Source organism: Hahella sp. NBU794, from assembly GCF_050749805.1.
Lineage (GTDB): Bacteria > Pseudomonadota > Gammaproteobacteria > Pseudomonadales > Oleiphilaceae > Hahella.
Window position 1 is genome coordinate 6,383,029 of record NZ_CP192738.1, and the last position, 22,338, is coordinate 6,405,366.

General features: G+C 55.0%; 20 protein-coding genes. 5 read left to right on the forward strand and 15 right to left on the reverse strand.

Annotated features, from left to right (window positions below):
• Window positions 1-90 precede the first annotated feature (90 nt).
• The gene (gene speA, locus ACQYWX_RS28050) at window positions 91-2,001 is read left to right on the forward strand and encodes a biosynthetic arginine decarboxylase (protein WP_431687089.1); all 1,911 of its coding nucleotides are present in this window, start codon (window positions 91-93) and stop codon (window positions 1,999-2,001) included.
• Window positions 2,002-2,078: 77 nt separating this feature from the next.
• On the opposite strand, the gene ACQYWX_RS28055 is transcribed toward speA, so the two are convergent.
• The 7 genes from ACQYWX_RS28055 to ACQYWX_RS28085 form a co-directional block, all read right to left on the reverse strand.
• A complete protein-coding gene (locus ACQYWX_RS28055; RefSeq protein ID WP_431687090.1) occupies window positions 2,079-3,749 on the reverse strand; it encodes an alpha-amylase family glycosyl hydrolase in 1,671 nt (556 codons plus the stop codon).
• A 205-nt stretch (window positions 3,750-3,954) separates the two neighbouring features.
• Entirely contained in the window at window positions 3,955-4,422 is a 468-nt protein-coding gene (locus tag ACQYWX_RS28060) for a Dps family protein (RefSeq protein ID WP_279501520.1), read from the reverse strand.
• 156 nt (window positions 4,423-4,578) lie between these two features.
• The gene (locus tag ACQYWX_RS28065; RefSeq protein ID WP_216737553.1) at window positions 4,579-5,943 is read right to left on the reverse strand and encodes an ATP-binding protein; all 1,365 of its coding nucleotides are present in this window, start codon (window positions 5,941-5,943) and stop codon (window positions 4,579-4,581) included.
• Between the two features lie 5 nt (window positions 5,944-5,948).
• Window positions 5,949-6,635: a response regulator transcription factor gene (locus tag ACQYWX_RS28070; protein WP_011400107.1), complete on the reverse strand. Its 687-nt coding sequence runs from the start codon at window positions 6,633-6,635 to the stop codon at window positions 5,949-5,951.
• Window positions 6,636-6,690: 55 nt separating this feature from the next.
• Window positions 6,691-6,972 carry a PepSY domain-containing protein gene (locus ACQYWX_RS28075; RefSeq protein ID WP_431687091.1) on the reverse strand — a complete coding sequence of 94 codons (282 nt, stop codon included), beginning with the start codon at window positions 6,970-6,972 and terminating at the stop codon, window positions 6,691-6,693.
• Between the two features lie 36 nt (window positions 6,973-7,008).
• Window positions 7,009-7,554 (reverse strand): glycine zipper 2TM domain-containing protein, encoded by a 546-nt coding sequence (locus ACQYWX_RS28080; protein ID WP_431687092.1) that lies wholly within the window; start codon window positions 7,552-7,554, stop codon window positions 7,009-7,011.
• 138 nt (window positions 7,555-7,692) lie between these two features.
• Window positions 7,693-8,286, reverse strand: coding sequence for a TetR/AcrR family transcriptional regulator (locus tag ACQYWX_RS28085; protein WP_431687093.1), 594 nt, complete (start codon window positions 8,284-8,286; stop codon window positions 7,693-7,695).
• 134 nt (window positions 8,287-8,420) lie between these two features.
• Here ACQYWX_RS28085 and ACQYWX_RS28090 point away from each other — a divergent pair, with 134 nt between their 5' ends.
• Window positions 8,421-9,029 (forward strand): glutathione S-transferase family protein, encoded by a 609-nt coding sequence (locus tag ACQYWX_RS28090; RefSeq protein ID WP_127973856.1) that lies wholly within the window; start codon window positions 8,421-8,423, stop codon window positions 9,027-9,029.
• Window positions 9,030-9,072: 43 nt separating this feature from the next.
• Entirely contained in the window at window positions 9,073-9,732 is a 660-nt protein-coding gene (locus ACQYWX_RS28095; protein ID WP_216737557.1) for a glutathione S-transferase family protein, read from the forward strand.
• 5 nt (window positions 9,733-9,737) lie between these two features.
• Here the strand turns inward: ACQYWX_RS28095 and ACQYWX_RS28100 are convergent, their stop codons facing one another.
• From ACQYWX_RS28100 to ACQYWX_RS28110, 3 genes are all read right to left on the reverse strand, one after another.
• A complete protein-coding gene (locus ACQYWX_RS28100) occupies window positions 9,738-10,718 on the reverse strand; it encodes a WD40 repeat domain-containing protein (protein ID WP_216737558.1) in 981 nt (326 codons plus the stop codon).
• Between the two features lie 146 nt (window positions 10,719-10,864).
• Window positions 10,865-11,338 (reverse strand): sigma D regulator, encoded by a 474-nt coding sequence (rsd, locus tag ACQYWX_RS28105; RefSeq protein WP_127973859.1) that lies wholly within the window; start codon window positions 11,336-11,338, stop codon window positions 10,865-10,867.
• Between the two features lie 140 nt (window positions 11,339-11,478).
• Window positions 11,479-11,976: a disulfide bond formation protein B gene (locus ACQYWX_RS28110; RefSeq protein ID WP_279501509.1), complete on the reverse strand. Its 498-nt coding sequence runs from the start codon at window positions 11,974-11,976 to the stop codon at window positions 11,479-11,481.
• A gap of 155 nt (window positions 11,977-12,131) precedes the next feature.
• On the opposite strand from ACQYWX_RS28110, the gene ACQYWX_RS28115 reads away from it, so the two are divergent.
• Window positions 12,132-12,560: a flagellar basal body-associated FliL family protein gene (locus ACQYWX_RS28115; protein ID WP_216737560.1), complete on the forward strand. Its 429-nt coding sequence runs from the start codon at window positions 12,132-12,134 to the stop codon at window positions 12,558-12,560.
• A 69-nt stretch (window positions 12,561-12,629) separates the two neighbouring features.
• Here the strand turns inward: ACQYWX_RS28115 and rmf are convergent, their stop codons facing one another.
• The 4 genes from rmf to ACQYWX_RS28135 all read right to left on the reverse strand — a co-directional run bounded on the left by rmf (window position 12,630) and on the right by ACQYWX_RS28135 (window position 19,378).
• Window positions 12,630-12,827 (reverse strand): ribosome modulation factor, encoded by a 198-nt coding sequence (gene rmf, locus ACQYWX_RS28120; RefSeq protein ID WP_011400118.1) that lies wholly within the window; start codon window positions 12,825-12,827, stop codon window positions 12,630-12,632.
• Between the two features lie 431 nt (window positions 12,828-13,258).
• Window positions 13,259-14,836: a glutamate--cysteine ligase gene (gshA, locus tag ACQYWX_RS28125; protein WP_216737561.1), complete on the reverse strand. Its 1,578-nt coding sequence runs from the start codon at window positions 14,834-14,836 to the stop codon at window positions 13,259-13,261.
• Between the two features lie 151 nt (window positions 14,837-14,987).
• Window positions 14,988-17,315 (reverse strand): Tex family protein, encoded by a 2,328-nt coding sequence (locus tag ACQYWX_RS28130; protein WP_431687094.1) that lies wholly within the window; start codon window positions 17,313-17,315, stop codon window positions 14,988-14,990.
• A gap of 290 nt (window positions 17,316-17,605) precedes the next feature.
• Window positions 17,606-19,378: a putative bifunctional diguanylate cyclase/phosphodiesterase gene (locus ACQYWX_RS28135; RefSeq protein WP_431687095.1), complete on the reverse strand. Its 1,773-nt coding sequence runs from the start codon at window positions 19,376-19,378 to the stop codon at window positions 17,606-17,608.
• A gap of 303 nt (window positions 19,379-19,681) precedes the next feature.
• Here ACQYWX_RS28135 and rep point away from each other — a divergent pair, with 303 nt between their 5' ends.
• Entirely contained in the window at window positions 19,682-21,700 is a 2,019-nt protein-coding gene (gene rep / locus ACQYWX_RS28140; RefSeq protein ID WP_279501504.1) for a DNA helicase Rep, read from the forward strand.
• On the opposite strand, the gene ACQYWX_RS28145 is transcribed toward rep, so the two are convergent.
• On the reverse strand, window positions 21,697-22,317 hold the full coding sequence (locus ACQYWX_RS28145) for a metallophosphatase domain-containing protein (protein ID WP_431687096.1): 621 nt from the start codon (window positions 22,315-22,317) through the stop codon (window positions 21,697-21,699). The genes rep and ACQYWX_RS28145 overlap by 4 nt on opposite strands.
• Window positions 22,318-22,338 lie beyond the last annotated feature (21 nt).

Sequence of the window (22,338 nt, forward strand, 5' to 3'; positions counted from 1 at the left end):
ACGCTAAGGATTCCGCTTGCTTTAAAATGCCGCCCCTTGACGATAACCTTAACACTTTATCCGGGGGCATATTGCCGAGGAGACGCATTGATGGAAGATTGGACCCGCGATCACGCACTGTCCACCTACAACATCCCTTTCTGGGGAGATGGTTATATAGATGTTGACGCCGATGGCGACGTTATCATCCGCCCCAAAGGTTCAGAACATAACGCCAGCGTCAGTCTGAAAGCGCTCGCCACACAAGTCCGCGCCGCCAATCTTGGGTTGCCGGTTCTGGTGCGTTTTGCGGATATTCTGCATCACAGGGTCAACCATTTATGCGAGGCGTTTAACCGCGCTGCCGAACAGCTGGCCTATTCAGGTCGCTATACCGCGGTCTATCCGGTCAAAGTGAACCAGCAACGCCGCGTCATTGAAGAAATCGTCGCCGCGCAACCCGCCGCCGCCAATGGCCAGATCGGCCTGGAAGCTGGCAGCAAGCCGGAGCTGATCGCCGTCCTGGCCATGAGCAACCCCGGCGCCACTATTGTCTGTAATGGCTACAAAGACCGTGAGTTCATTCGTCTCGCCTTGTTGGGCCAGCAGATGGGCTACAAGGTCTACATTGTCGTTGAGAAACTGAACGAACTGACTTACGTGCTGGAAGAAAGCCGTAACATGGGCGTGACGCCGCGCATTGGCGTACGCGCCCGTCTGGCCTCTATCGGCAAGGGCAATTGGCAGAATACCGGCGGCGAGAAGTCGAAATTCGGCCTGTCTTCCGTGCAGATTCTGCAGGTGCTGGACACGCTGAAACAAGCCAACGCACTGGAATCTCTCCAGCTGCTGCACTTCCACCTGGGTTCACAGATCGCCAATATCCGGGATATTCAGACAGGATTGCGCGAGTGCGCGCGTTTTTATGGCGAGCTCCGTCGCCAGGGCGCTGACGTAAAGATCGTCGACGTCGGTGGCGGTCTGGGTATCGACTACGAAGGCACCCGCTCCCGCAGCGCCTGTTCGGTTAACTACAGCGTGCATGAGTACGCCTTTCACGTTCTGCGTACGATCAAAGAAGAGTGCGATCGCGAAGGCATCCCCCATCCCAATGTGATTACCGAGTCTGGTCGCGCCATCACCGCTCATCACGCGGTGTTGATCACCGATGTTATCGACAGAGAAAGCGTAGCGCAGCCGGATGCGGTAAAACAGCCGACGGCGGACTCTCCGTCAGTGGTTCGCGACTTATGGCAAGACTTCGAGGCGCTTAAAGATCGCAATAATCGCCGCTCCGTCATCGAGATTTACCATGACGCGGCGCATGCCCTGCAGGAAGCGCAGACGCTGTTTATCCATGGCGTGCTGAGCCTGGACGACCGGGCGCAGGCCGAGACGATTTATCAGGCGTTGTGCCTGTATATTCGCGAACATTTACAGCCGGAAATCCGCGCACACCGGGAAATTTATGACGAGCTGAACGAGAAACTGGCGGACAAACTGTTCGTGAACTTCTCTCTGTTCCAGTCTCTGCCGGATATCTGGGGCATTGACCAGATATTCCCGATACTTCCGTTAAGCGGTCTGCATAAGCGCCCAACGCGACGTGGGGTCATTCAGGATATCACCTGCGACTCCGACGGGCGCATCGACCAATACGTGGACAGTCACGGCATTGAAACCACACTGCCGATCCCTGAGCCGGAAAAAGATCAGCCTTTCCTTCTTGGATTTTTCCTGGTGGGCGCTTATCAGGAAATTCTCGGCGACATGCACAATTTGTTCGGTGATACCGACTCCGTAGACGTTTGCCTGAATGAGCAGGGCGACCTGTCTCTGCAGCACCCCATCAGCGGAGACACGGTCGACAAAGTGCTGCGCTACGTTAACTTCGAGCCGGAGCAACTATTGCGCGCCTTCGAAGACAAGATGGCGGCGTCTGATTTGCAGGAGCAGCAAAAGCGGGACTACCTGCAAGAGCTGAAGGCGGGCCTGACCGGCTACACCTACCTGGAAGAGTAAAGTCTCTGCTGGGTAAACCGGATCGCAATGCGCGCCGGTTTACCCTTCCCCTCCTATAAAAATCAAGCCTTCATCGTTTAGAGCGTGGGCGCAGTCACCAGCATAAAGCGCGCACTGTAAGGCTCTACCGGGATACTGTGGTAACCGGACAAGAGTGCGATTTCCTCTGCGCTCATCAGATCTTTCAAGTTCCCATTACTGCCGACGTTCGTTCCTTCCAGCTCAACAGTGACGGGATCGCCAGTAATATTCAGTAGAAATAACACAACTTCATTTCCTGCCTGCTTGCGATCGACATAGACTTTGCCGGACTGACCATGATTAACCGATGCCCGCGTCCCCGCGTACAGAGCAGGATGGGCGGCGCGCATCGCCATCAGGTCACGAATGTAGTCGCGTATTGCCGTTTGTTTGGCGTCAGCCGCGAATAGAGCGCCATCTTCCCCGCTCGGCAAACCTTCCACCTTGGCGCTGGAGCGCGAAACATGATCATCGCACAAGCCTGTTTTTGCGCCTGCGCCATTATCGGACTCGCATGCGACGCGATCCGAGAAGCCGGCCACTTCATCACCGACTTCGTCTCCGTAGTACAACGTGATGGGACCCGTATATGCGGCGAGGAAGCTGTAGGCCGCTTTGTGTAGATCGGCATAACGATCCTCGCCCGGATTGGCGATTTTGCCCCGTTGCAGCAAGTCGCCAAAACGCACCAGATCATGATTGGTCAGAAAGCCGTTGGGGAGCGCGTGCGTCGGATAGGCCGCCTGGGTGGCATATCCTTCCTGGAGCGTCGAAACGGCGGCGGAACGATGTCCGCTTTCCTCCACTCCCAACGCCTGAACAAGTCGATAGCGCATAGGGAAATCAAAAGAGGAGCATAAGCCAGGCTGCGCTGCCGAGCCGTACGCCTGGGCAGCGATTTCCGCCTCGCCTTTCCAGACTTCGCCCACCATATAGCCCAACGGATTCACCTGCTCTCCGTTCATGGTGTAGGTCACGCTTTTGGAGGCGTCCTCCACCGACTTGCGGATCTCTCCCCAGGCGCCGATTGGAACCTGGTAGGCCTGATCCAAGCGCCATCCGTCTATCTTCAGTTCCTTCACCCAATAGGCGGCGACTTCCTTGAAGAAATCCAGATCATTGGGGTAAACCGCTTCTCTCCCCGTCCCCGCCTGGGCGACGCCATTAGTGCTGACCACACGTCCTTGCGGTGAAGGAAAGTCGCCGGCATTACTCTTAAAATGGCCAAAGACGCCGTCAAAGAAGACATAGATGCCGCGCGCGTGCGCTTGCTCCACCAGCTCCCGGGCTTGCGCCATCGTGCCGAAATTGGGATCTATGGAAAAGTAATCGCTGGTGAAATAGCCCGTCGCATCAAGGCGATCAGCCCATTCATCCTGCCCAGAGATGGGAGAGCTGTGAAACACCGGGGTCAACCAGATCGCGTTCATACCCAGATTCTTGATGTAATCCAGAGAGTCTGTGATTCCCCGCAAGTCTCCGCGATGATGACTGCTTCCATAACCCGCGCCGTAATTGGCGTTCAGGTCGCCATCGATAAACGACTCCACCATCACCTGATAGATGCGTAATGCTTTGGCTTGATCGTAAATTTCCTGATTACAGGCGTATGGCTGATAACCTGGTTCGGCGGGCGTGGAGCCGCCAGAGCTGCTTCCGCCTCCACCGCTGCATCCGGCCACCAAAACGCAGAACGACAATAACGCCGCCGCTTTGTTCAACTGCATGAGTGATTCCCCGTTTTTATTCTCGACCTAAGGCGCGGGCTGACGTCCGCCAAGACGTGCTCAGCGCAAGACAGCCGCCCATGATATGGCGTTAAGTAATATCACCTATCAGACGAAAATTTATCCTTCCGGGGGGACGAGAATGGGGCGTAGAAAGAGGGAGGGAAGCTCCTCCCTCTCTATTGCAGAGAGAGGAGCTGAGCGATCAAACCATACTGCGCAACATCCAGGCAGTCTTCTCATGCACGCTCAAGCGATCTGAAAGCAGCGACGCAGAGCTTTCGTCCGTCGCCTCCTGAGCTGCTGGCAACGCCTCGCGGATATTCCGGGCGATCTGCTCGTGGTCTTTCGCCAGCACCGCCAGCATCTCATTCGCCGCAGGCACGCCAGCCTCTTCCTTCAATGTCGCCAGCTTCAGGTAGCTGGAGTAACTGCCAGGAGCGAATTCTCCCAGTGCGCGAATACGTTCGGCGATAGCGTCAATGGCGGTAGCCAAATCCGTGTAGTGCATTTCCGTCAGGGCGTGTACTTCCTGAAACCGGGGGCCGGTGACGTTCCAATGGAAGTTCTGTGTTTTCAGGTACAGGGTGTAGCTGTCCGCCAGCAACCTGGACAATGAGTGCGCGATATTCTGACGGGCGTTTTCCGTTAATCCGATATTGATATCCGACATGGTCGTCTCCTTTCCTGGTTACTTAAAGTGGTTGAAGAGATGATAAGCCCAACCCGATAAGCAATAAATTTTATTAAAACTAAAATCCTGATTGATTTTAGCTATGCAACCATTAATTATTCCGTTTACGCCGCCATGTTATAGCCGATCAACGTCTCAGCTAACAACCCGTCCGGGCATGATGATTTCAATCGTCACGCCATCGCTGACGCCCGAAGCCAGCTTCAGTTCGCCACGATAGCTTTCCACCAGTTCGCGCACAACGGAAAGTCCAATGCCCTGACCAATCGGGCGACTGTCCAGGCGCACGCCGCGCTGTAGCGCTTTGTCCCAGTCTTGCGCGGGAATGCCGGGACCATCATTGCTGATCGACAGCGTCACGAAACCGTCCACTTCGCCAGAAGCATGAATAGACACTTCCGCATCACCGTATTTAAAAGCGTTATCGATCAAATTGCCCAGCATCTCCATCAAGTCTGCTTCGTCTGCGAGAAACGCCACCTCTTCAGGCACGTTGACTTCACAATACATGCCTCGGTCAGCATAGACTTTCTGCAAAACGGAGGTAACGCGATTGACCAAAGGCAGGATGGGCGTCGGTTTATGCCAGACTCCCTCTCCTCCGGCGCTGGCGCGCTTGAGCTGGTAGGTCACGACGTCGTCCATACGCGCCACCTGCTCACCCAGAGTGCGCCGACGCTCTTCCTCATTCATTTCAATGGCGCCGCGCAGCACCGCCAGCGGCGTCTTCAGACTATGCGCCAGATCTCCGAGACTGTTGCGATAACGTTCCCGCTGGCGTCGCTCCACATCCAGGACGGTATTCAACGCGTGAGTCAAGGCAGCGATTTCTTTGGGATAGTTTTCCGACAGGGTGTCCATTTCACCTTTTTCAATCGCCCCCAGTTCTCTGGTCACATTCTGCAAAGGCCGCAACGCCCAGCCCAGAAACAAAGCCACAATGGCGCACAAGGCGATGGTGACAATCACCAGACCGATTGAAAGAGTAGTGGTGAAAGAACGGGATTCCTGCTCCAGCAAAGACGCTTGTTGCCAAACTTCAAAAACATAGCGACGAAAGCCGTTTTCAACGAGGCCGCTATCCACGGCGAACAACGCAGGCAGTTGCACCTGCAGATAACCCGGCTTGGCGTCTACGCGACGATGGGAAATCCGACCCGGCTCAGTTTCCGGCGCCAGCCAGGGCAACGTCTGCGGGAGGCCTAAACTAGAGCGGGACTGCCAGACGATAAAGCCGTCGCTGTTACGCACAACCGCGACCAGACCCGACTGGGCCTGATTAAAACGACTCTCCTGAAGTTCTTCCGGCAGTTGCAGACTATCGCCAGAAGGCTCCGCCGCCGCCAGTAACAAATAGAGGTGAGCGCTAAGCCGATCGATATGCGCCCGCTCCAGACTTTCCTGATAAGCGACATAGACCACCCACCCCGCTGATACCACGAAAAAGGGAATAACCAGGGTGAGCAGCCAGAAGCGGGTGCGAAGTGAGAGCCGCCGCACAGTGATCAGGCGGTCTTCTGTGGCGACCAGTTAAACCGGTAGCCCTGGCCGCGCAAGGTGGTAATCGGTTTGTTGACCCCATCCGGGTCCAGCTTTTTGCGCAAGCGACCGATAAAAACCTCTATAACATTGCTGTCACGATCAAAATCCTGCGCGTACAAATGCTCCGTCAATTCAGTTTTGGACACAGCCTGACCGGCGCGATGAACCAGATATTCAAGCGTGTTGTATTCGTAGGCGGTCAGCTCCAGGGCGGAGCCGTCGATTTGCACCAGCTTGGCGCGAGTATCCAGGGTCATGGGACCGGCTTGAATCACTGGACTGCTGAACCCGGAAGAGCGTCTCAGTAAGGCGCCCAACCGCGCCATCAATTCAGCGACGTGAAACGGCTTCACCAGATAGTCGTCAGCGCCAGCTTCCAGGCCACTGACTTTATCCTGCCAGTGGCCGCGCGCGGTAAGGATGAGAATGGGGAACTCTTTGCCCATGCCGCGCCACTCCTGGATCACCTCCAGGCCGGTGCGTTTGGGCAGGCCCAGGTCTACGACGGCAAGGTCATAAGGGTTTTCTTTACCCAGATAAGCGGCGACCTCGCCGTCTTCCGCCGTGTCTACGGCGTAGCCATGTTTAACCAGTTCGTCCCGTAATTGGCCACGTAACAACGCTTCGTCTTCGACCAATAGTATTCGCATGCTTGATTCCCGCTAACTTCCTAAACCCTGTCGCTTTATCGGAGCAGACGCTCCATCAGCTGACTCTTCCCGAGCTGCGCTCAACTATGTAGGTTTTCACCACTCCGTTGGGAAGCAAAACTTTCACCCGATAGACATCGCCCTGGGACTCGACTTTCAGCACGCGCCCCCCACTTACCTGACGCACCAGACTGGCGGCGTCCTGCTCACTCACGTCCGCCAGCAACAAGGTGTCCGCTTGCGAGGGTGAATAACCGAAGGCCGGGGCGGCCAACGCAGCCGGCGTATGCAGCCAGGCTGTCAGTAAAATGGATGTTAAGAGCAATGTTCTGGTCATGGTTCAGCTTCTCGTAGAGGGCCGCCCGCCAAACAATCAGGCGGGCTCCACAGTCACTCTGATACGAATGCGATCACCCGGGTACTGGTCCATGCGGGTGCGGTATTCGCGTCCCTGATACTTATAGGTCACCCAGTATCCCATAGTCTCCTGCACATATTCCACGTCGTAGGTGGTTTCACAACGTCTTTCATTAGAGTAGTAAGACTCTGAATAAGACGTTGAACCCCGATTGGATATGTCATGCCCGATAGACGCGCCCAATATCGCGCCCACTGCGGTTCCAACCTGCTTGTTGCGTTTCTTGTGTCCCACTGCGTTACCGATGGCTCCGCCGATCACGCCGCCAAGGATAGTGCCGGTATAAGAGTCAGAAGACTGACGCGGCGCTTCGTGGCGCACCTGCTCGGTCCAGCAGGACTCGCGAGGCGTGCGATGCTCTACGGATTTAGTGATAGGCTCCACGTCCACCACTTTGGCGTAATCGAATTCAGAACCGCCGCGGTGGTGGCGACCGCCGGCGAATGCCGGTGTGGCCAGGGTAACTGAAAGAGCGGCGACTGCCAGTGTTTTGATTTTCATGAGTGAATCTCCTTGCGCTTATCTGATGGGTTCAGATTAATGCAGTCAACCTGAATGCTAACTGAACTTGCGCTAACAAATTTCACCCGCCGCTGACCTCATGAATATGCGTTCAATTATTAACCACCCTAAGCGGCGCTATGCCGCCCATCCTCTTACTTCCTGCATCAGGAATTTGAATGCGTTCTCCACCCGACACTGCCTGCTACAGGTTCGGCGCAATGCAATAAGCCCTTGTGTGACGCTGACCAGATAACAGGCGGCGGCTTCCACATCAATGTCCCCACGTAAGCCGTTATTATCCTGCGCGCGGATCAAAGCCTGAGCTAATAACATCTCCAGTTGGCGCAGCCAGTCATCTACTTTTTTCTGCACTAGTTCGTCTACGCCGCCCATCTCAGAGCCCGCATTCTGAACATAACAGCCTACCCGGCCGCCTTCGCTGCACAGCCCAGCGCTCAGCCCCGCCAAATACTCCACAACCGCATCCAGCTCGGCGTCGTCATGCAACAATGGCGCGACGATTCGTCGGATAACCGTATTCAAGTAGTGATCGAGCGTTAAATGAAACAGGGCGCGCTTATCGCCAAAAGTGTTGTAAATGCTGAAGCGGTTCAACTCCAGCTCATCACATAACTGCTGTAACGAAGTGGCTTCGAAACCCTGCCGCCAGAACAGTTTCATGGCGATATGCAGTTTTTCTTGTGGGTCAAATGCGGTAGGTCTTCCCATTAATCTCTTCTGATATCTCAGGCTCTTATGCGGATTAGTGAACAAAGGTCGTCTATATTATAAACAGTTCTTGACTGAACATTTAGAAAAAATCTATATTTCTAAACGATCAGTCAAAAATAAAAGGCGAAACAATGAAAATATATCAGGCACGGATCGCGCCCAATCCTCGTAGAGTAAGAATTTTCCTCGCGGAAAAAGACATTGCGATGGAGTATGTCGAAGTCGACATTCAGAAAGGAGAACAACACAGCCCTGAGTTCAAACAAAAGAATGCGCTTGGACTGCTTCCAGTGCTGGAGCTGGACGACGGTTCCCATTTGTCCGAATCCATCGCCATCTGCCGCTACTTCGAAGAGATTCAACCTGAGCCGCCTCTGTTTGGACGAGACGCCAAAGAAAAAGCGATTGTCGAAATGTGGATCAGACGCTGCGACTTCTATTTCATGTTTCCCACCGGCATGTGTTTCCAAAACACGTCCGATTATTTCAAAGGACTCAAGCGTCAGGTTCCCGAGTGGGGCGAGCTATGTCGCGAAAAGTCAGGCAAATTTTTCAATCTCTTGAACAACCATTTTGAGCATAACGCCTACCTGGCCGGCGATTACTTCAGCATCGCCGATATCAGCGCGTTCTGCACGGTGGACTTCGCCAAAGTGATTCAGCAGCGGATTCAACCGGAACATACTCATTTGCAACGCTGGTATGACTCAGTCGCGGCGCGGCCGTCCAGCAAAGCTTAAATAGCGAACGTCGCCGCATATGCGGCGCATAAGGAGTAATCTCATGATAGACCTGTATACCGCAGCCACACCCAACGGGCATAAGATCAGCATCGCCCTGGAAGAGATGGCCCTTCCCTACAATGTGATTGCAATAGATTTGAGCTCCGGCGTGCAGAAACAGCCGGAATACCTGAAGCTGAATCCCAACGGGCGTATCCCTACTATCGTTGACCGGGATAACGATGACTTTGTCGTCTTTGAGTCCGGAGCCATCCTGGTTTATCTGGGCGAAAAGTCCGGCAAGTTTTACCCTACGGAAGCGAAAAAACGGTCTCAGGTGCTACAGTGGCTGATGTTTCAGATGGGGGGCATTGGCCCCATGATGGGGCAGGCCAACGTATTCTTCCGCTATTTCCCGGAAAAACTGCAGCCCGCCATTGATCGCTACCAGAATGAAGTAAAGCGTCTTTTCGGCGTGCTGGATGGGCATTTGGCGGATAACCAGTTTCTGGCGGGCGACTACTCCATCGCCGATATCGCCAACTGGGCCTGGGTGCGCACGCATAACTGGTCTGGCGTTGATATCGCTGATTTTCCCCACCTTACTCGTTGGGTGCAGGAAATCGCCGCACGGCCCGCTGCGCAAAAGGGTATCGAGATTCCCAAGCGGGCTGAGCCGGAGGATGTGGTAAAGGGCGTTCAATCTATCCTTGTAAGGTGATCCGCCTAGAGCTTAAACCGCTCCAGCATGCCGTCGGACGTTATGGCGATCACCTCTCCATTAGCGGCGAACGCCATGTCCAACACCGCCCCGCTACTGGCGGGGCCCCAAATGCGTCGGGCTTTAGCGGACCAGTATCCGATTTCATTGCCGTTCACGGCATCCACGAGATAGATATCGCCACGGAAGGTGCCTAGCAACAAGCGACGTCCGTCTGCGGAAAATCGGGCGCTGGTGAAGTTCTCATAGCGGTAGGACAGTTTGGCTTTGGCGTCGCCGCTGATGGCGTCCCAGATAACAGCGTCCTCTCTCTGCGCAGCGGAAAACGCCAATGCGCCGTCATTGGAAAGGGCGACAGTCTTTACCTGATTGGAGTGAGAAAAGGTATGCACCAACGCGCCAGTGTCCAGTCGCCACAAACGCGCGCTCTGGTCATCCGACCCTGTAATCGCCCAGCGGTTGTCGCCGGATATATCCACTGACGTCACTTCCGCTTTGTGGGGAAACTCATAGCGGGACTGGCCTTTTTGCAGGTCAAAATACACTGCTTGATTGCTGCGCATGCCGAGTAGCGCGTATTTATCATTCGGGCCGATGGCGATGTTGGAAATTTTATCCGACGCGCGCCAGAAATTGAGCGAGTGGCCGTCTGACACATTCCATACCACCAGGTCCGCATCCACAGCAGTAATCGCCAGCTTGGCGTCGTCCGCCATCGCCACCGCACGGATGGTGCTGAATTCTCCGGATTTATGATTCCAGTTGTAGAGCCGTTCATTCTTGCCCAATACCCACAAACTGCCTCCATGCTGCACCGAACCGATCAGCGCATAGCCTGCGTCAGCCGAGAGTCCAGCGCTGAGCAGCCCTTGTTGCGCCACCTTCAGTGAACTTTCAGGCCCTTTGCCGCCACAGCCGGAAAGCAGCGAACAGACTGATAAAATCAGCGACAGGGATTTCCACAGGTAAGTCCTTGGGACGCGCATACTGAGTCAGATGGTCGAGACTGAATTCAAGGTTGATTAAGGAAGTTTAGACAACCTTATGAGATAGGCAAAATTATTTGTGGAAAATTAACAGGTTAGAACAAGCCGACCGCCTGTGGCGACCGGCTTTCATGACTTGGCCCGGATCAGGCGACTTGATCAGCGTGCGCGTTATGCAGCTTTTCGATCAGCATATCTTCCAGTTCGAAGCGCTCTTCCAGGCGTTCGCCCAGTTTGGAGAGCTCAGGCAACAGCGCATTCAGCTCCGACAATTCTTCCGGCGTCTTATCAAACCGGTCGTTATAGTCCAGCGCCGCTTCAGTGGTGGACTGAATCTTTGGAAACAATTCCTTCACCAGCTCCATACCGCCGTCGTTAAACTCGCGGGCTTCTTCGATTAATTGCTCGTACACCTCAAAGTGGCCTGCGGAAACATAGTCCAACAGCACCTGACAGAACGTCTTAAAGTTCTTAACCGCCGATTCCACATCGTCAAACTTGCTCTTGCCGACCAGATCGCAGTAACGCACGATCAGGTCTTGCCTTTCCTTAAGCCAGCGGTCGATTATTTCACTGACGCCACCCCATCGCTCTTTGGCGTTTTGGCAATTTTCCAGCATGACCTCACCCTTATCTCTATCTATCTGTGCTAGCCGTTAGTGTTATAAGTATTTTTAATAGTGGCTTCCAACTATACGCGATCACTCGTTTGCTAAACAAGCGTACCGAATTCCTTTTTCAATGTTTTACCAAACCGCAATCAGCGCGCTCTGCGCACCCAGGTAAAGGCCCAGGCGGCGGTAAAACCGATGAAGGCGATCAGCGTCCAACCTGGAATGCTCAAGCCCAAAAACGTCCACTGCACCTCAGCGCATTCGCCAGTGCCGGTCAGCATCATCGTCAATACTTCCGAGAACGGAAAAGCCTGCAACATATACTCTAAACCGGGCCCGCAAGCTGGCACCTGATCCGCCGGCAGGCTCTGCAGCCATAACTGACGCGTCGCCAGCGCAGCGCCGCCCAACGTCGTCACCCAGCCCAGCAGCGTGTAAACCGTGGTCCCCATATTTTTCGGGTTATGCAGCGCCGCCGCTAAAAACACCAATCCCGCCAGCACAAACGCGATGCGCTGCGCCATACACAATGGACAAGGCTCGAGATCTTCCACGTACTGCAGGTAAAAAGCGAATCCCATTAATCCGGCGATCGCCAGAAAACACAGGAAGTAAATCGTTCGGTTAGTGAGCCATGCGGGCATGAGATCTCCTGTTCTCCCGGTAGGGTAGCTTGTCAAAACGGCTTTCGATTTTGCTGAGAATAAACTTTGCTTGCAAGACGCGAAAACCATTTGACGCTCTCCAAGGCCTTGTCTAGGCTCGAAATAACCAAAGTTTAATCAAGAGGACGCCTTCCATGGTACTTAAGCACGCGTTTCTGCGCGATTTCCGTCTGCTTGCTCTGCTGGCGATCATCGCCCTGGCGACGGCGTCCGGCGCGTACGCGGAAGGTCAGGATGACCTGGTGCAATATATCGATCTGAGCCCGTCGTTCGTGCTTAATTACGACGGTCCCAGCAGTAAGCTCAAATTCGCGAAAATAGACGTGTCCGTACGGGTCAACACTCGTACAGCGGCGGCGGCGGTGGAACACCACATGCCAGCGCTACGCAACCTGCTGGTGTTGATGTTCAGTCGTCAAACGGAAAAGGTGATGGGCTCGAATGATGGCCGGGAACAGTTGCGAGCCGAAGCGCTACAATCGCTGCAGGATTTTCTGCAGGAAGAGTCCGGAGGCAAAATGGTAGAGGATCTGCTGTTCACCAACTTCGTAGTGCAACGCTGATCGCTTCAACACCGGACTCCGACGTCGCCATCACTAGCAACGTCGGCGCAACCCTTCGGATCGACAGGTTCAGGCCGTTCTCGCCTTCCCTTTTTTATCGCCGGCTTGGGCGCCGTCTTCCCAGCCCGCTTCCCAGGCTGCGATCACGACTTCACCACGGTACGGGCATTTCACCCGCTCCATACCCAAGACGCCCGCCATGTATCCTTGCTGATAAGCCTTGTTAAGCGTTTCCAGATTCCAATTCAGAGATAGATCTGCGGCCATACCGGCCTCCCAATTCGCATGCCAAATTAAGTTGATGGTTCAGATTTGCTTTTATCGTTATATCGCCGCCAGCGTTGTGGATGACTCATCGAGTTATTCCCACAGCAGGCTGCGAGCTTATTCATTGGCTACTTCGCGACTCAGGATTAGGCCAATAGGCTTAGTCGCATTACAACAATAATCCAACACACCAATAACAAAAAGCTTCTGATGCCTAAAAAGTGTAGCAAATTGTAAACTTATGTTACAGCGGGCAAAAAGTAGCACGCCAAAAGGAGTAGAACAAGGTGAATGGCGCGGAATTGTGCGCTGGTTGACGCGATATCTGGTCGGACAATTTCAGTGAGGGTAAGCAAGAGGCGCAGGCCTGGAGAGATTAATCAGGCCGGAACCTGCACTGTCCCGGCCTGCTTGAAGTAGATCAGATATGGTTAGACGTACGTCAGATACTGTTTCAAATAGGCGTCGAAAGGCAGATTGTCCGCTTCCCGCAGCGCTCTTTCATCAGCCCAGGATTGCTCACCTGCGCGAACATAGTGCTGCATACGCTCCGGAGACAACGGATTTGCGGTCAATGTCTGATGATGTGCTTGCGACATCGCCAGGGTCCAGTCAACGTAGCCCTGACCGTTGGACACCGCCGCATAGGTGCGCGCAGATGGCGTCAGGCTGGGGTCATTCACTTTCGCCCTGGCGTCCCGTATGGCCGCGGCGTAGCTATCGCCGCCTTTGATGGCGTCCAGCTCTCTGGCGCATAACTCAACCTGCTCCAGAATACGCAATGCCCATTCCTGAAGCCCGCCCTGAACGTAATCACTCTGCTGCAAACGCACCAGTTCAACGTCCGCATCGCGTCCGCGGGAAACCGCAGTCAGGAAGTTTTCTTCAATGATCGAGCATTCTTCATCCACGATTTTGGCGCTGTCAGACAGCAGACAGGTCAACAGGAAAGCGTCCAGGAAGCGGATTTGCGACTCGCTCACGCCGATAGGCGAGAACGGGTCCAGATCAAGGCAGCGCACTTCAATGTATTCGATCCCGCGACGCTTGAGCGCCTGAATCGGTTTCTCGCCGCTCTGAGCCACGCGCTTGGGCCGAATCGTGTTGTAGTACTCGTTTTCAATCTGTAACAGGTTGGCGTTAAGCTGAATGTATTCGCCATCCCGCTGCAAGCCAATCGCCTCATACCGGGGGAACGGCGTGTGCGTGGCGTCATACAAGGTTTTGACGTAAGTGTTGAGGTGATTAAAACAGATCTTCAGCGACGACTGCGCATTATTCTGATACCCCAGATCACTCATCCGCAAAGAGGTCGCATGAGGCAGGCCCAGAGTATCCGTCCCGAACTGATCTAGCTTATGATCGCGGCCGCTCAGGAAACTGCGGTCCAACGCCGGGGAGGCCCCGAACAGATACATCAATAGCCAAGACCAACGGCGGAAATTGCGAATCAATGAGAAATAGCTCTCTGATTTGAATTCCTGCAGCGGCGCGCTTTGCGCCAGCACTTCCTGGTAAGCGCGCCAGAAATCATCTCCCAGAGAGAAATTGAAATGCACGCCGGCGATGCTCTGCATAATGCGGCCGTAACGATAGGCCAGTCCACGTCGGTAGACGTGCTTGATTTTGCCCAGATTGGATTCGCCGTATTCCGCAATACGGATGCTTTCATCCCCGTCCAGAAGGCTGGGCATACTGCCCGCCCACAAGGATTCGCCCGCAGGCAGATTAGCGTGAACGAACTGATGTATTTCCTGCAGAGAGGTCAGCAGTTCGTCCACCTCGCGGGTCACTGGTGTAATCAACTCCAGCAGCGCTTCGGAATAATCCGTGGTGATGTTCGGGTGGGTCAATGCGGAGCCCAACGCCTGCGGATGGTCGGACTGGGCGATGAAGCCCTTGCTGTCGACGCGCAGACCTTCCTTTTCTATTCCGCGATAGATATCCGCCAGCGCTTGGGGGTGACGACGTCTCAACTTTTCCAGTCGCGCCGCTAACTTCTCACTCATGCACGATTCCTTGCTCCAGGAACTAATATTGGAGGAGAGAACACTCTCCCCGCCTTCGCCGCCGCGCCGCTCCCGGCGGAACCCGCAGAGAGCGCGCAAAAATCTCCGCAGATGCGACCGTCCCTGGAATCACGGCAGTTATATTTAAATACTAGCCTTTCTTTCCTGGTTGCTGCTTCTGCGCTTTCAACAACAAGGCGCCGAACGAGCCCATGCCTCCCGCAGCGGATTCGTTACCGGCATTCCTCTTTTGTTTTTGAGGCTGCCGCCCGGCGTCGCGAGCGCCTGCGCTGGCGCCGCTTTGCACTTCATCGTCCAGACGCATGGTCAAAGCGATCCGCTTACGCGCCGCGTCCACTTCAATCACCTTCACCTTCACTATGTCGCCCGCTTTGACCACTTCCCTGGGGTCTTTGACAAACTTGTGCGACAGAGCGGAGATATGCACCAAGCCATCCTGATGCACGCCGATATCCACAAACGCGCCGAAATTGGTCACGTTGGTGACAGCGCCTTCCAGCACCATGCCAGGCTTAAGGTCCTTGATGTCCTCAACGCCTTCCTGGTATTGCGCGAACTTGAATTCAGGGCGCGGATCGCGGCCCGGTTTATCCAGCTCGGCCAGAATATCTTTGACAGTGGGAACGCCAAAATGTTCATCCACGTAATCATTCGCTTTCAGGCTGCGTAAGAATGTGGTGTCGCCAACCAGGGATCGCAAGTCCCGGGCATTTTTTTCTGCGATTTTATTTACTACGACATAAGCTTCCGGGTGCACCGCCGAGGCGTCCAGCGGGTTGTCCCCGTTCATGATGCGCAGGAAGCCAGCGGCCTGTTCGTAGGTCTTGTCTCCCAAACGGGGCACTTTGAGCAGTTGCTGACGATTCAGAAACGCGCCCTTGGCGTCGCGATAAGCCACAATGTTGCCCGCTAGCGTCTGGTTTAGACCCGCCACTCGCGCCAACAAAGGCGCAGAAGCGGTATTGACGTCCACGCCCACCGCGTTAACACAGTCCTCCACCACCGCGTCCAGCGTACGCGCCAGCTGTGTCTGGCTGACGTCATGCTGATATTGGCCCACACCGATGGATTTGGGATCGATTTTCACCAGTTCGGCCAGCGGGTCCTGCAAGCGGCGCGCGATAGACACCGCGCCACGGATGGTGACGTCCAAGTCCGGGAATTCTTTCGCGGCGTATTCAGAAGCGGAATAAATAGAAGCGCCGGATTCATTGACCATAATTTTGGTCAGCTTCAATTGCGGGAACTGCTTGATCAGATCGGCGACCAGCTTGTCGGTTTCTCTGGAAGCCGTACCGTTGCCGATACTGACCAGCTCTACTTTATGCTTGGCGCACAGAGCCGCCAATTGCGCGATGGATTGCGACCACTGATTTTTCGGCGCATGAGGATAGATCGTCGCGTGATCGACAAACTTGCCCGTAGCGTCGATCACCGCCACTTTGACGCCAGTGCGCAGACCGGGGTCAAGTCCCATGGTGGCCTTGGCGCCCGCTGGCGCCGCCAGCAGCAGATCCTTGAGGTTGCTGCCAAATACGTTGATGGCCTCTTCTTCCGCACGCTCGCGAATTCTGCCCATCAAGTCCGTCTCCAACTGCGTCAGCAGCTTGACGCGCCAAGTCCAGCGCACCACGTCTTTTAACCAGCCGTCGGCGGCGCGGCCTTTGTCACTGATGCGCCAGTGCGCGGCGACAATGTTTTCACAGGGATGCGGTTCCAGCCGCGATTCTGGTTCGTCCGGCAACACGATCTGGAAGCTCAGCACGCCTTCATTGCGGCCACGGAAAACGGCCAGCGCGCGATGGGAGGGAACGCCTTTCAGCGGCTCCTGGTGTTCGAAGTAATCGCGGAATTTGGCGCCGTCCTGTTCTTTGCCCTCAACGACGGCCACTTTCAGCACGCCCTGTCCCCAGAGGTGTTCGCGCAGACGGCCGATCAATTCGGCGTCCTCCGCAAAGCGCTCCATCAGGATGTAACGCGCGCCTTCCAATGCGGCTTTAACATCGGCGACGCCTTTGTCCGCATCGACAAAGCCTTCCGCCAGAGTTTCAGGAACCAGGGAGGGATCAGCCAGCAACTGCTCGGCCAGAGGCTCCAGTCCAGCCTCCTTGGCGATCTGCGCCTTGGTGCGGCGTTTCGGTTTATATGGGAGATACAAATCCTCCAGGCGGTTCTTAGTGTCCGCATCGATGATTTGCGCGCGTAACTCGTCGGAGAGTTTGCCCTGTTCCTCAATGCTGCTCAGGATGGTCTGCCGCCGATCTTCCATTTCACGCAGATAGCGTAAGCGATCTTCCAAGTGACGCATCTGGGTGTCATCAAGACCGCCAGTGACTTCCTTACGATAGCGGGAGATAAATGGAACGGTGGCCCCTTCATCTAGCAGCGTGACGGCCGCCGCAACCTGTTCGGTTTTGGCGTTGAGTTCTTGGGCGATAACGCGATAAATCTTTTCCATTAAAAACCTGTTTACTCAGTTCTTTGCATAATATCTGCTGAATTTCGCCAGCTCGCTCCCCTATTGCCTGTCGGTGTCGAAGTTTTGCGCAGCCCCATCCTTTCACTCAATAAATTCCTTATCAATCAACGGCCATTGCAGTTACAACAGGCCTTGGGCGACGCCTTCGACACAGGGGAAAGGGCCGACGGTCTTATATTCCGGGCGTCCCATTATATAGATCAGGCCTCAAACAAGAAGAGCCAAAATAGACAGGGGGAATGCGGTTTGGAAAGACCCGCCCTAACTCATTACTGCTTGCGCAGGCGACGCAGGTCGCCGGCCACCTGTAGAAAATCGCAGAATTCATTGAAAGGCAGCGGTCGCGCGAACCAATAGCCCTGGGCCTGATCGCAATTATGCTGACGCAGAAACTCCAACTGCTCAGGCTTCTCTACGCCCTCGGCGACAACAGTCATGGAAAGGCTATGGGCCAGCGAGATCATCCCACTGACCAGCGTGGCGTCTTCGGCGATCGTGCAGACGTTTTCGATAAAGGACTTATCTATCTTCACGGTGGAGATAGGCAGGTTGCGCAAGTTGGTAAACGAGGAATATCCCGTTCCGAAGTCATCCAGCGCGAAATGCAGGCCCAGATGAGTCAGTTCTTTCAGACACTTGAGCGTGTAATCCCGATCAAACATCATGGCGGACTCAGTCAGCTCAAACTCGAACTTGGTGGTGTCGATATTGGCGTTATAGATGATGCGAAATACCGTTTCCGATAAACGCCGATCGAAAAACTGGCGAAATGACAGGTTCACCGCACAGACCAGGTCGTCATAGCCCATGGTCTGCAACATGTTGAGATCCCGGCAGGCGCGCTCCAGCACCCAATATCCCATAGGAATAATCAGGCTGCTGCGCTCCGCCGCGGCGATAAAGGCCGCCGGGGTCAATACGCCCAGTCGCGGATGCGGCCAGCGCACCAGCGCCTCCATGCCCACCACCTCGCCACTGCGCACATCGATCTTGGGCTGGTAATAGAGGTCCAACTTATCGCCCCGCAGCGCCTGGCGAAATTCAGTCTCCAGCTCCAGGCGCATATCCAGTTCGCGATTCATGCGGTCATTAAAGAAGCGGTAACTGACGCCATGCTCTTTCTTGGCGTCGAACATCGCCTGATTGGCGCGACGCAATAGCAAGTCCGCGCTGTCTCCGGACTCCGGGAACACCGCCATGCCCATGGAGGCGGTCAAATTCACCGGGTGCTGATTCACCACAAAGGCCTGCTCGAACACTTTGGCCATTTTCTTGGCCACATTGATCAGGCTGAAGCTTTCCTGGCCATCTTCAAGGATCACGGCAAACTCGTCGCCCCCAACCCGGGCCAGACAATCCGAACGCCGCAATACCTGACGCAGGCGCGCCGCCATCATTTTGATGAGGATGTCTCCCGCCCGATATCCCAGAGTCTGATTCACCGTACGGAACTCATCCACATTCACGAAGATCAGGCCCACCCGATGCTTGACCCGTTCCGCGCGCAGAATCGCCTGATGCAGGCGATCATAAAACCGGGCGCGATCCAGGATGCCGGTCAGGCTGTCCAGTTGCTCCCGCATCTCAAAATCCAGTCGGAACAGCTCGCGATACCAGGCTCTGCGCAGGGCCCGCACCAGCAGTGACGCATCCAGGGAGGATTTGCACAGGTAATCCGCTGCCCCCGCCAGAATCAGGCCACGGGCGTGCCGCTCATCGACGAAAGGCCCCAGCGCGACCACCGGGGCGTCGGCATGGTGGGAAAGAATGCGCAGAAAACTGTCTTTGTCGCCGTCAAACTGGTTTTCCTCCCAGAGCACCATGTCAAACTTGCGTTTACGCAATATATCCATGGCCATGGGAATGCTGTTGCACCAGTGCAGTTGAATATCCGACTCAGCGGCAGTCAGGTGTTGCAGCCAGAGAAAGTCGCAATGCGACTTCACCACCGCCAGCACATCCACATTGTCTTCAGTGCAGGAGACAGCCCGAACGCCAGATTGATCCGGATTCATAAGAGATTGCCCGACATGCTCGCTCATGCAGTAAATCCCCTCGACCGCGATTAAACGCAGTGTGGTGACAAAACTAATTCATGGCGGCGGTTAACGTTTGCATCTAACGCCATCTTCTACGGCTATTTAGCCATGGCGTTATTGCAGCTTATACAGATTGTTAGAATTTCAGAGACAACACTTAACATTTAGACCATTTTCGTTAATTTTTCCTGTCGGCCTCGGAAATTATTGTGCGGGCGCGCCTCCCCGTTATAAGCATTCGTTATCAACCGCGCCGTGAATGTCTGATAAAATGCCGCCCAGTTTTTTTCCAGCCATGAGCAGACCGTGTCGCAACTCAACCCCCGTCAACGTGAAGCCGTCAAATACATCGACGGCCCCCTACTGGTGCTCGCCGGCGCAGGCAGCGGCAAAACCAGCGTAATTACACGAAAAATCGCCTATCTGATCGAAGAATGCGGCGTCAAAGCCAAGCATATTGCGGCGGTGACGTTCACCAACAAAGCCGCGCGGGAAATGAAAGAGCGGGTCAGCGCGCTGGTTTCAGGACCTGCCGCCCGGGGGTTAACGGTCTCCACCTTCCATAACCTGGGAATGAATATTATTCGCCTGGAGCATAAAGCCGTGGGACTGAAGCCCGGCTTCTCCATTTTCGACCAGCAGGACTGTAAAGCCATTATCAAAGACCTGCTGTTCAAAGAGTTCGATGAGGCGGAAGAGGATGTCGACCAGTTGCAGGCGCACTTCTCCAACTGGAAAAACGACATGTTGACGCCGGCGCAGGCGATCAAGCAGGCGATTACCCCCGAAGACCTCACCGCCGCGCGCCTGTACGAGCGTTACGACCATTATCTGCGCGCTTACAATGCGGTGGACTTCGACGACCTCATCCTGATGCCGGTGATGTTGTTTCGCAATCATCCGGAAATTCTCTCCGCGTGGCGCCTGCGCATCCGCTATCTGCTGGTGGACGAATATCAGGACACCAACCTCAGCCAGTACGAGCTGGTGCAGCAACTGGTGGCGGGGCGGCAAGCCTTCACTGTGGTGGGCGACGACGACCAGTCTATTTACGCCTGGCGCGGCGCTCGGCCGGAGAATCTGGCGCGTCTGCAAAAAGACTTCCCCACGCTGAAGCTGGTCAAGCTGGAACAGAACTACCGCTCTACCGCGCGGATTTTGAAAGCGGCCAACGTCCTCATCGCTAATAATCCCCACGTTTACGAAAAAGCGCTGTGGAGCCAGTTGGGCATGGGGGATGAAATCCGCATCATCCGCGTGCGCAACGAAGAAGCGGAAGCGGAGCGCATCGCCTCGGAAATCATTGATATGCGTCTGAAAAAGCGGGCTCAATTCAAGGATTTCTCCGTACTGTATCGAGGCAATCACCAGTCCCGTCTGCTGGAGCTCAAACTGCAGGCGTACCAGATTCCCTATCGCATCAGCGGCGGAACCTCCTTTTTCTCCCGCAACGAGATCAAGGACGCCATGTCTTACCTGCGTCTGCTGGCCAACCCGGATGACGACGCCGCTTTCCTGCGGGTGGTCAACGTACCGCGACGGGAAATTGGACCAGTGACCCTGGAAAAGCTGTCTGCTTATGCGGAGTCCCGCAAAATCAGTCTGTTTTCCGCTATCTCCGAGTTCGGATTGGAGAGCGTGCTGACCGGCAAAACGCTGGATCACCTGCGCGAGTTCTCAGAGATCATTCTGCATACCGGTCAGAAGTGCGAAGAGGAGCACGACGCGGTCCCCGTACTGAAACAGCTCTTTACTCGCATCGATTACGAAGAGTGGTTGCTGCAGAACAGCACCTCGCCGCAACAGGCGGAGCGGCGCATGGCCAACGTATGGATATTGCTGGATCAAGTAGCGCGCATGCTGGAGTACGACGCCGCGGCGGAAGAGCAGATGACGCTTAAAGACGCCATCGGCAAACTGCTGTTGCGTGACATCATGGATCAGCAGAAAGAAGAAGAGGACGAGGACAAGGTCCATTTGCTGACTCTGCATGCGTCCAAAGGTCTGGAGTTCCCCCATGTCTTCATCATGGGATTGGAGGAAGACATCCTGCCTCACCGCAACAGTATCGAGACCAACCAGATCGAGGAAGAACGCCGCCTGATGTACGTAGGCATCACCCGTGCCCAGCGCAGCCTGTGTCTGACTTTCTGCTCCGAACGCAAGCAGTTCGGCGAGAAGATAGAGACCATTCCCAGCCGCTTCCTCGACGAAATGCCGCAAGAGGATCTGGTGTGGGAAGGCCTGGGCCAACGTAATGAAGAGCGCAATCAGGCGCGCGGCCGCGCCACTCTGGATGCGCTGTTAAGGGATTTGGGGGACTAAACCTCGAAGACCACCGGCGCGTTCTCCGGTTGAAAGCGGTGGTTGGCGATGCTGGCGTTGATATAGGTGCAGCCGCCTTTTTCAACAACACCATAGCTTTCATGGATGTGTCCGCACACGTGGAAGCGGGGGCGAATGCGCGTGATGGCGTGGGCCAGTTCCTCACAGCCCACGCTCAGGCCTCCGACGGTCTGATCATGAACGCCGAAAGCCGGGCCGTGGGTAATCAACACATCGGTGTCTGCGTCTATCAGATCCCACTTGGCTTTTAATTCCCGCCCCCGTTGCAGATTAAACGCCCAGTTGTGAAAAAAAGGTTGCCAGGGAGCCCCATAAAACTTGACGCCATCAATGGTGACCGCCTCGTCCTGCAAATACACCGCATTGGTCAACAAGGTACGACAGGCTTCTTCTTCCCGCGCAAAGCACCAGTCATGATTGCCTGCAATGACGATCTTCACCCGATGGGGCAAGGCGCCGAGAAAGGCGTTGAACGCCGCCACTTCTCTTAATTTGCCCTGCCCGAATATATCTCCTGCATGAATCAACACATCCCCATCGGGAATGTCGATTTTGTCATACATGCCATGGGTATCGCTGATGGCGACGCACTTCATCTGAATCATCCTTCTCCGATT

What these genes read in the sequence shown, in the direction of transcription:
- speA (WP_431687089.1), top strand. Translation starts at nt 91, where the DNA reads ATGGAAGATTGGACCCGCGATCACGCACTGTCCACCTACAACATCCCT.
- ACQYWX_RS28055 (WP_431687090.1), bottom strand. Translation starts at nt 3,749, where the DNA reads ATGCAGTTGAACAAAGCGGCGGCGTTATTGTCGTTCTGCGTTTTGGTG.
- ACQYWX_RS28060 (WP_279501520.1), bottom strand. Translation starts at nt 4,422, where the DNA reads ATGTCGGATATCAATATCGGATTAACGGAAAACGCCCGTCAGAATATC.
- ACQYWX_RS28070 (WP_011400107.1), bottom strand. Translation starts at nt 6,635, where the DNA reads ATGCGAATACTATTGGTCGAAGACGAAGCGTTGTTACGTGGCCAATTA.
- ACQYWX_RS28075 (WP_431687091.1), bottom strand. Translation starts at nt 6,972, where the DNA reads ATGACCAGAACATTGCTCTTAACATCCATTTTACTGACAGCCTGGCTG.
- ACQYWX_RS28080 (WP_431687092.1), bottom strand. Translation starts at nt 7,554, where the DNA reads ATGAAAATCAAAACACTGGCAGTCGCCGCTCTTTCAGTTACCCTGGCC.
- ACQYWX_RS28085 (WP_431687093.1), bottom strand. Translation starts at nt 8,286, where the DNA reads ATGGGAAGACCTACCGCATTTGACCCACAAGAAAAACTGCATATCGCC.
- ACQYWX_RS28090 (WP_127973856.1), top strand. Translation starts at nt 8,421, where the DNA reads ATGAAAATATATCAGGCACGGATCGCGCCCAATCCTCGTAGAGTAAGA.
- ACQYWX_RS28095 (WP_216737557.1), top strand. Translation starts at nt 9,073, where the DNA reads ATGATAGACCTGTATACCGCAGCCACACCCAACGGGCATAAGATCAGC.
- ACQYWX_RS28100 (WP_216737558.1), bottom strand. Translation starts at nt 10,718, where the DNA reads ATGCGCGTCCCAAGGACTTACCTGTGGAAATCCCTGTCGCTGATTTTA.
- rsd (WP_127973859.1), bottom strand. Translation starts at nt 11,338, where the DNA reads ATGCTGGAAAATTGCCAAAACGCCAAAGAGCGATGGGGTGGCGTCAGT.
- ACQYWX_RS28110 (WP_279501509.1), bottom strand. Translation starts at nt 11,976, where the DNA reads ATGCCCGCATGGCTCACTAACCGAACGATTTACTTCCTGTGTTTTCTG.
- ACQYWX_RS28115 (WP_216737560.1), top strand. Translation starts at nt 12,132, where the DNA reads ATGGTACTTAAGCACGCGTTTCTGCGCGATTTCCGTCTGCTTGCTCTG.
- rmf (WP_011400118.1), bottom strand. Translation starts at nt 12,827, where the DNA reads ATGGCCGCAGATCTATCTCTGAATTGGAATCTGGAAACGCTTAACAAG.
- gshA (WP_216737561.1), bottom strand. Translation starts at nt 14,836, where the DNA reads ATGAGTGAGAAGTTAGCGGCGCGACTGGAAAAGTTGAGACGTCGTCAC.
- ACQYWX_RS28130 (WP_431687094.1), bottom strand. Translation starts at nt 17,315, where the DNA reads ATGGAAAAGATTTATCGCGTTATCGCCCAAGAACTCAACGCCAAAACC.
- ACQYWX_RS28135 (WP_431687095.1), bottom strand. Translation starts at nt 19,378, where the DNA reads ATGAGCGAGCATGTCGGGCAATCTCTTATGAATCCGGATCAATCTGGC.
- ACQYWX_RS28145 (WP_431687096.1), bottom strand. Translation starts at nt 22,317, where the DNA reads ATGAAGTGCGTCGCCATCAGCGATACCCATGGCATGTATGACAAAATC.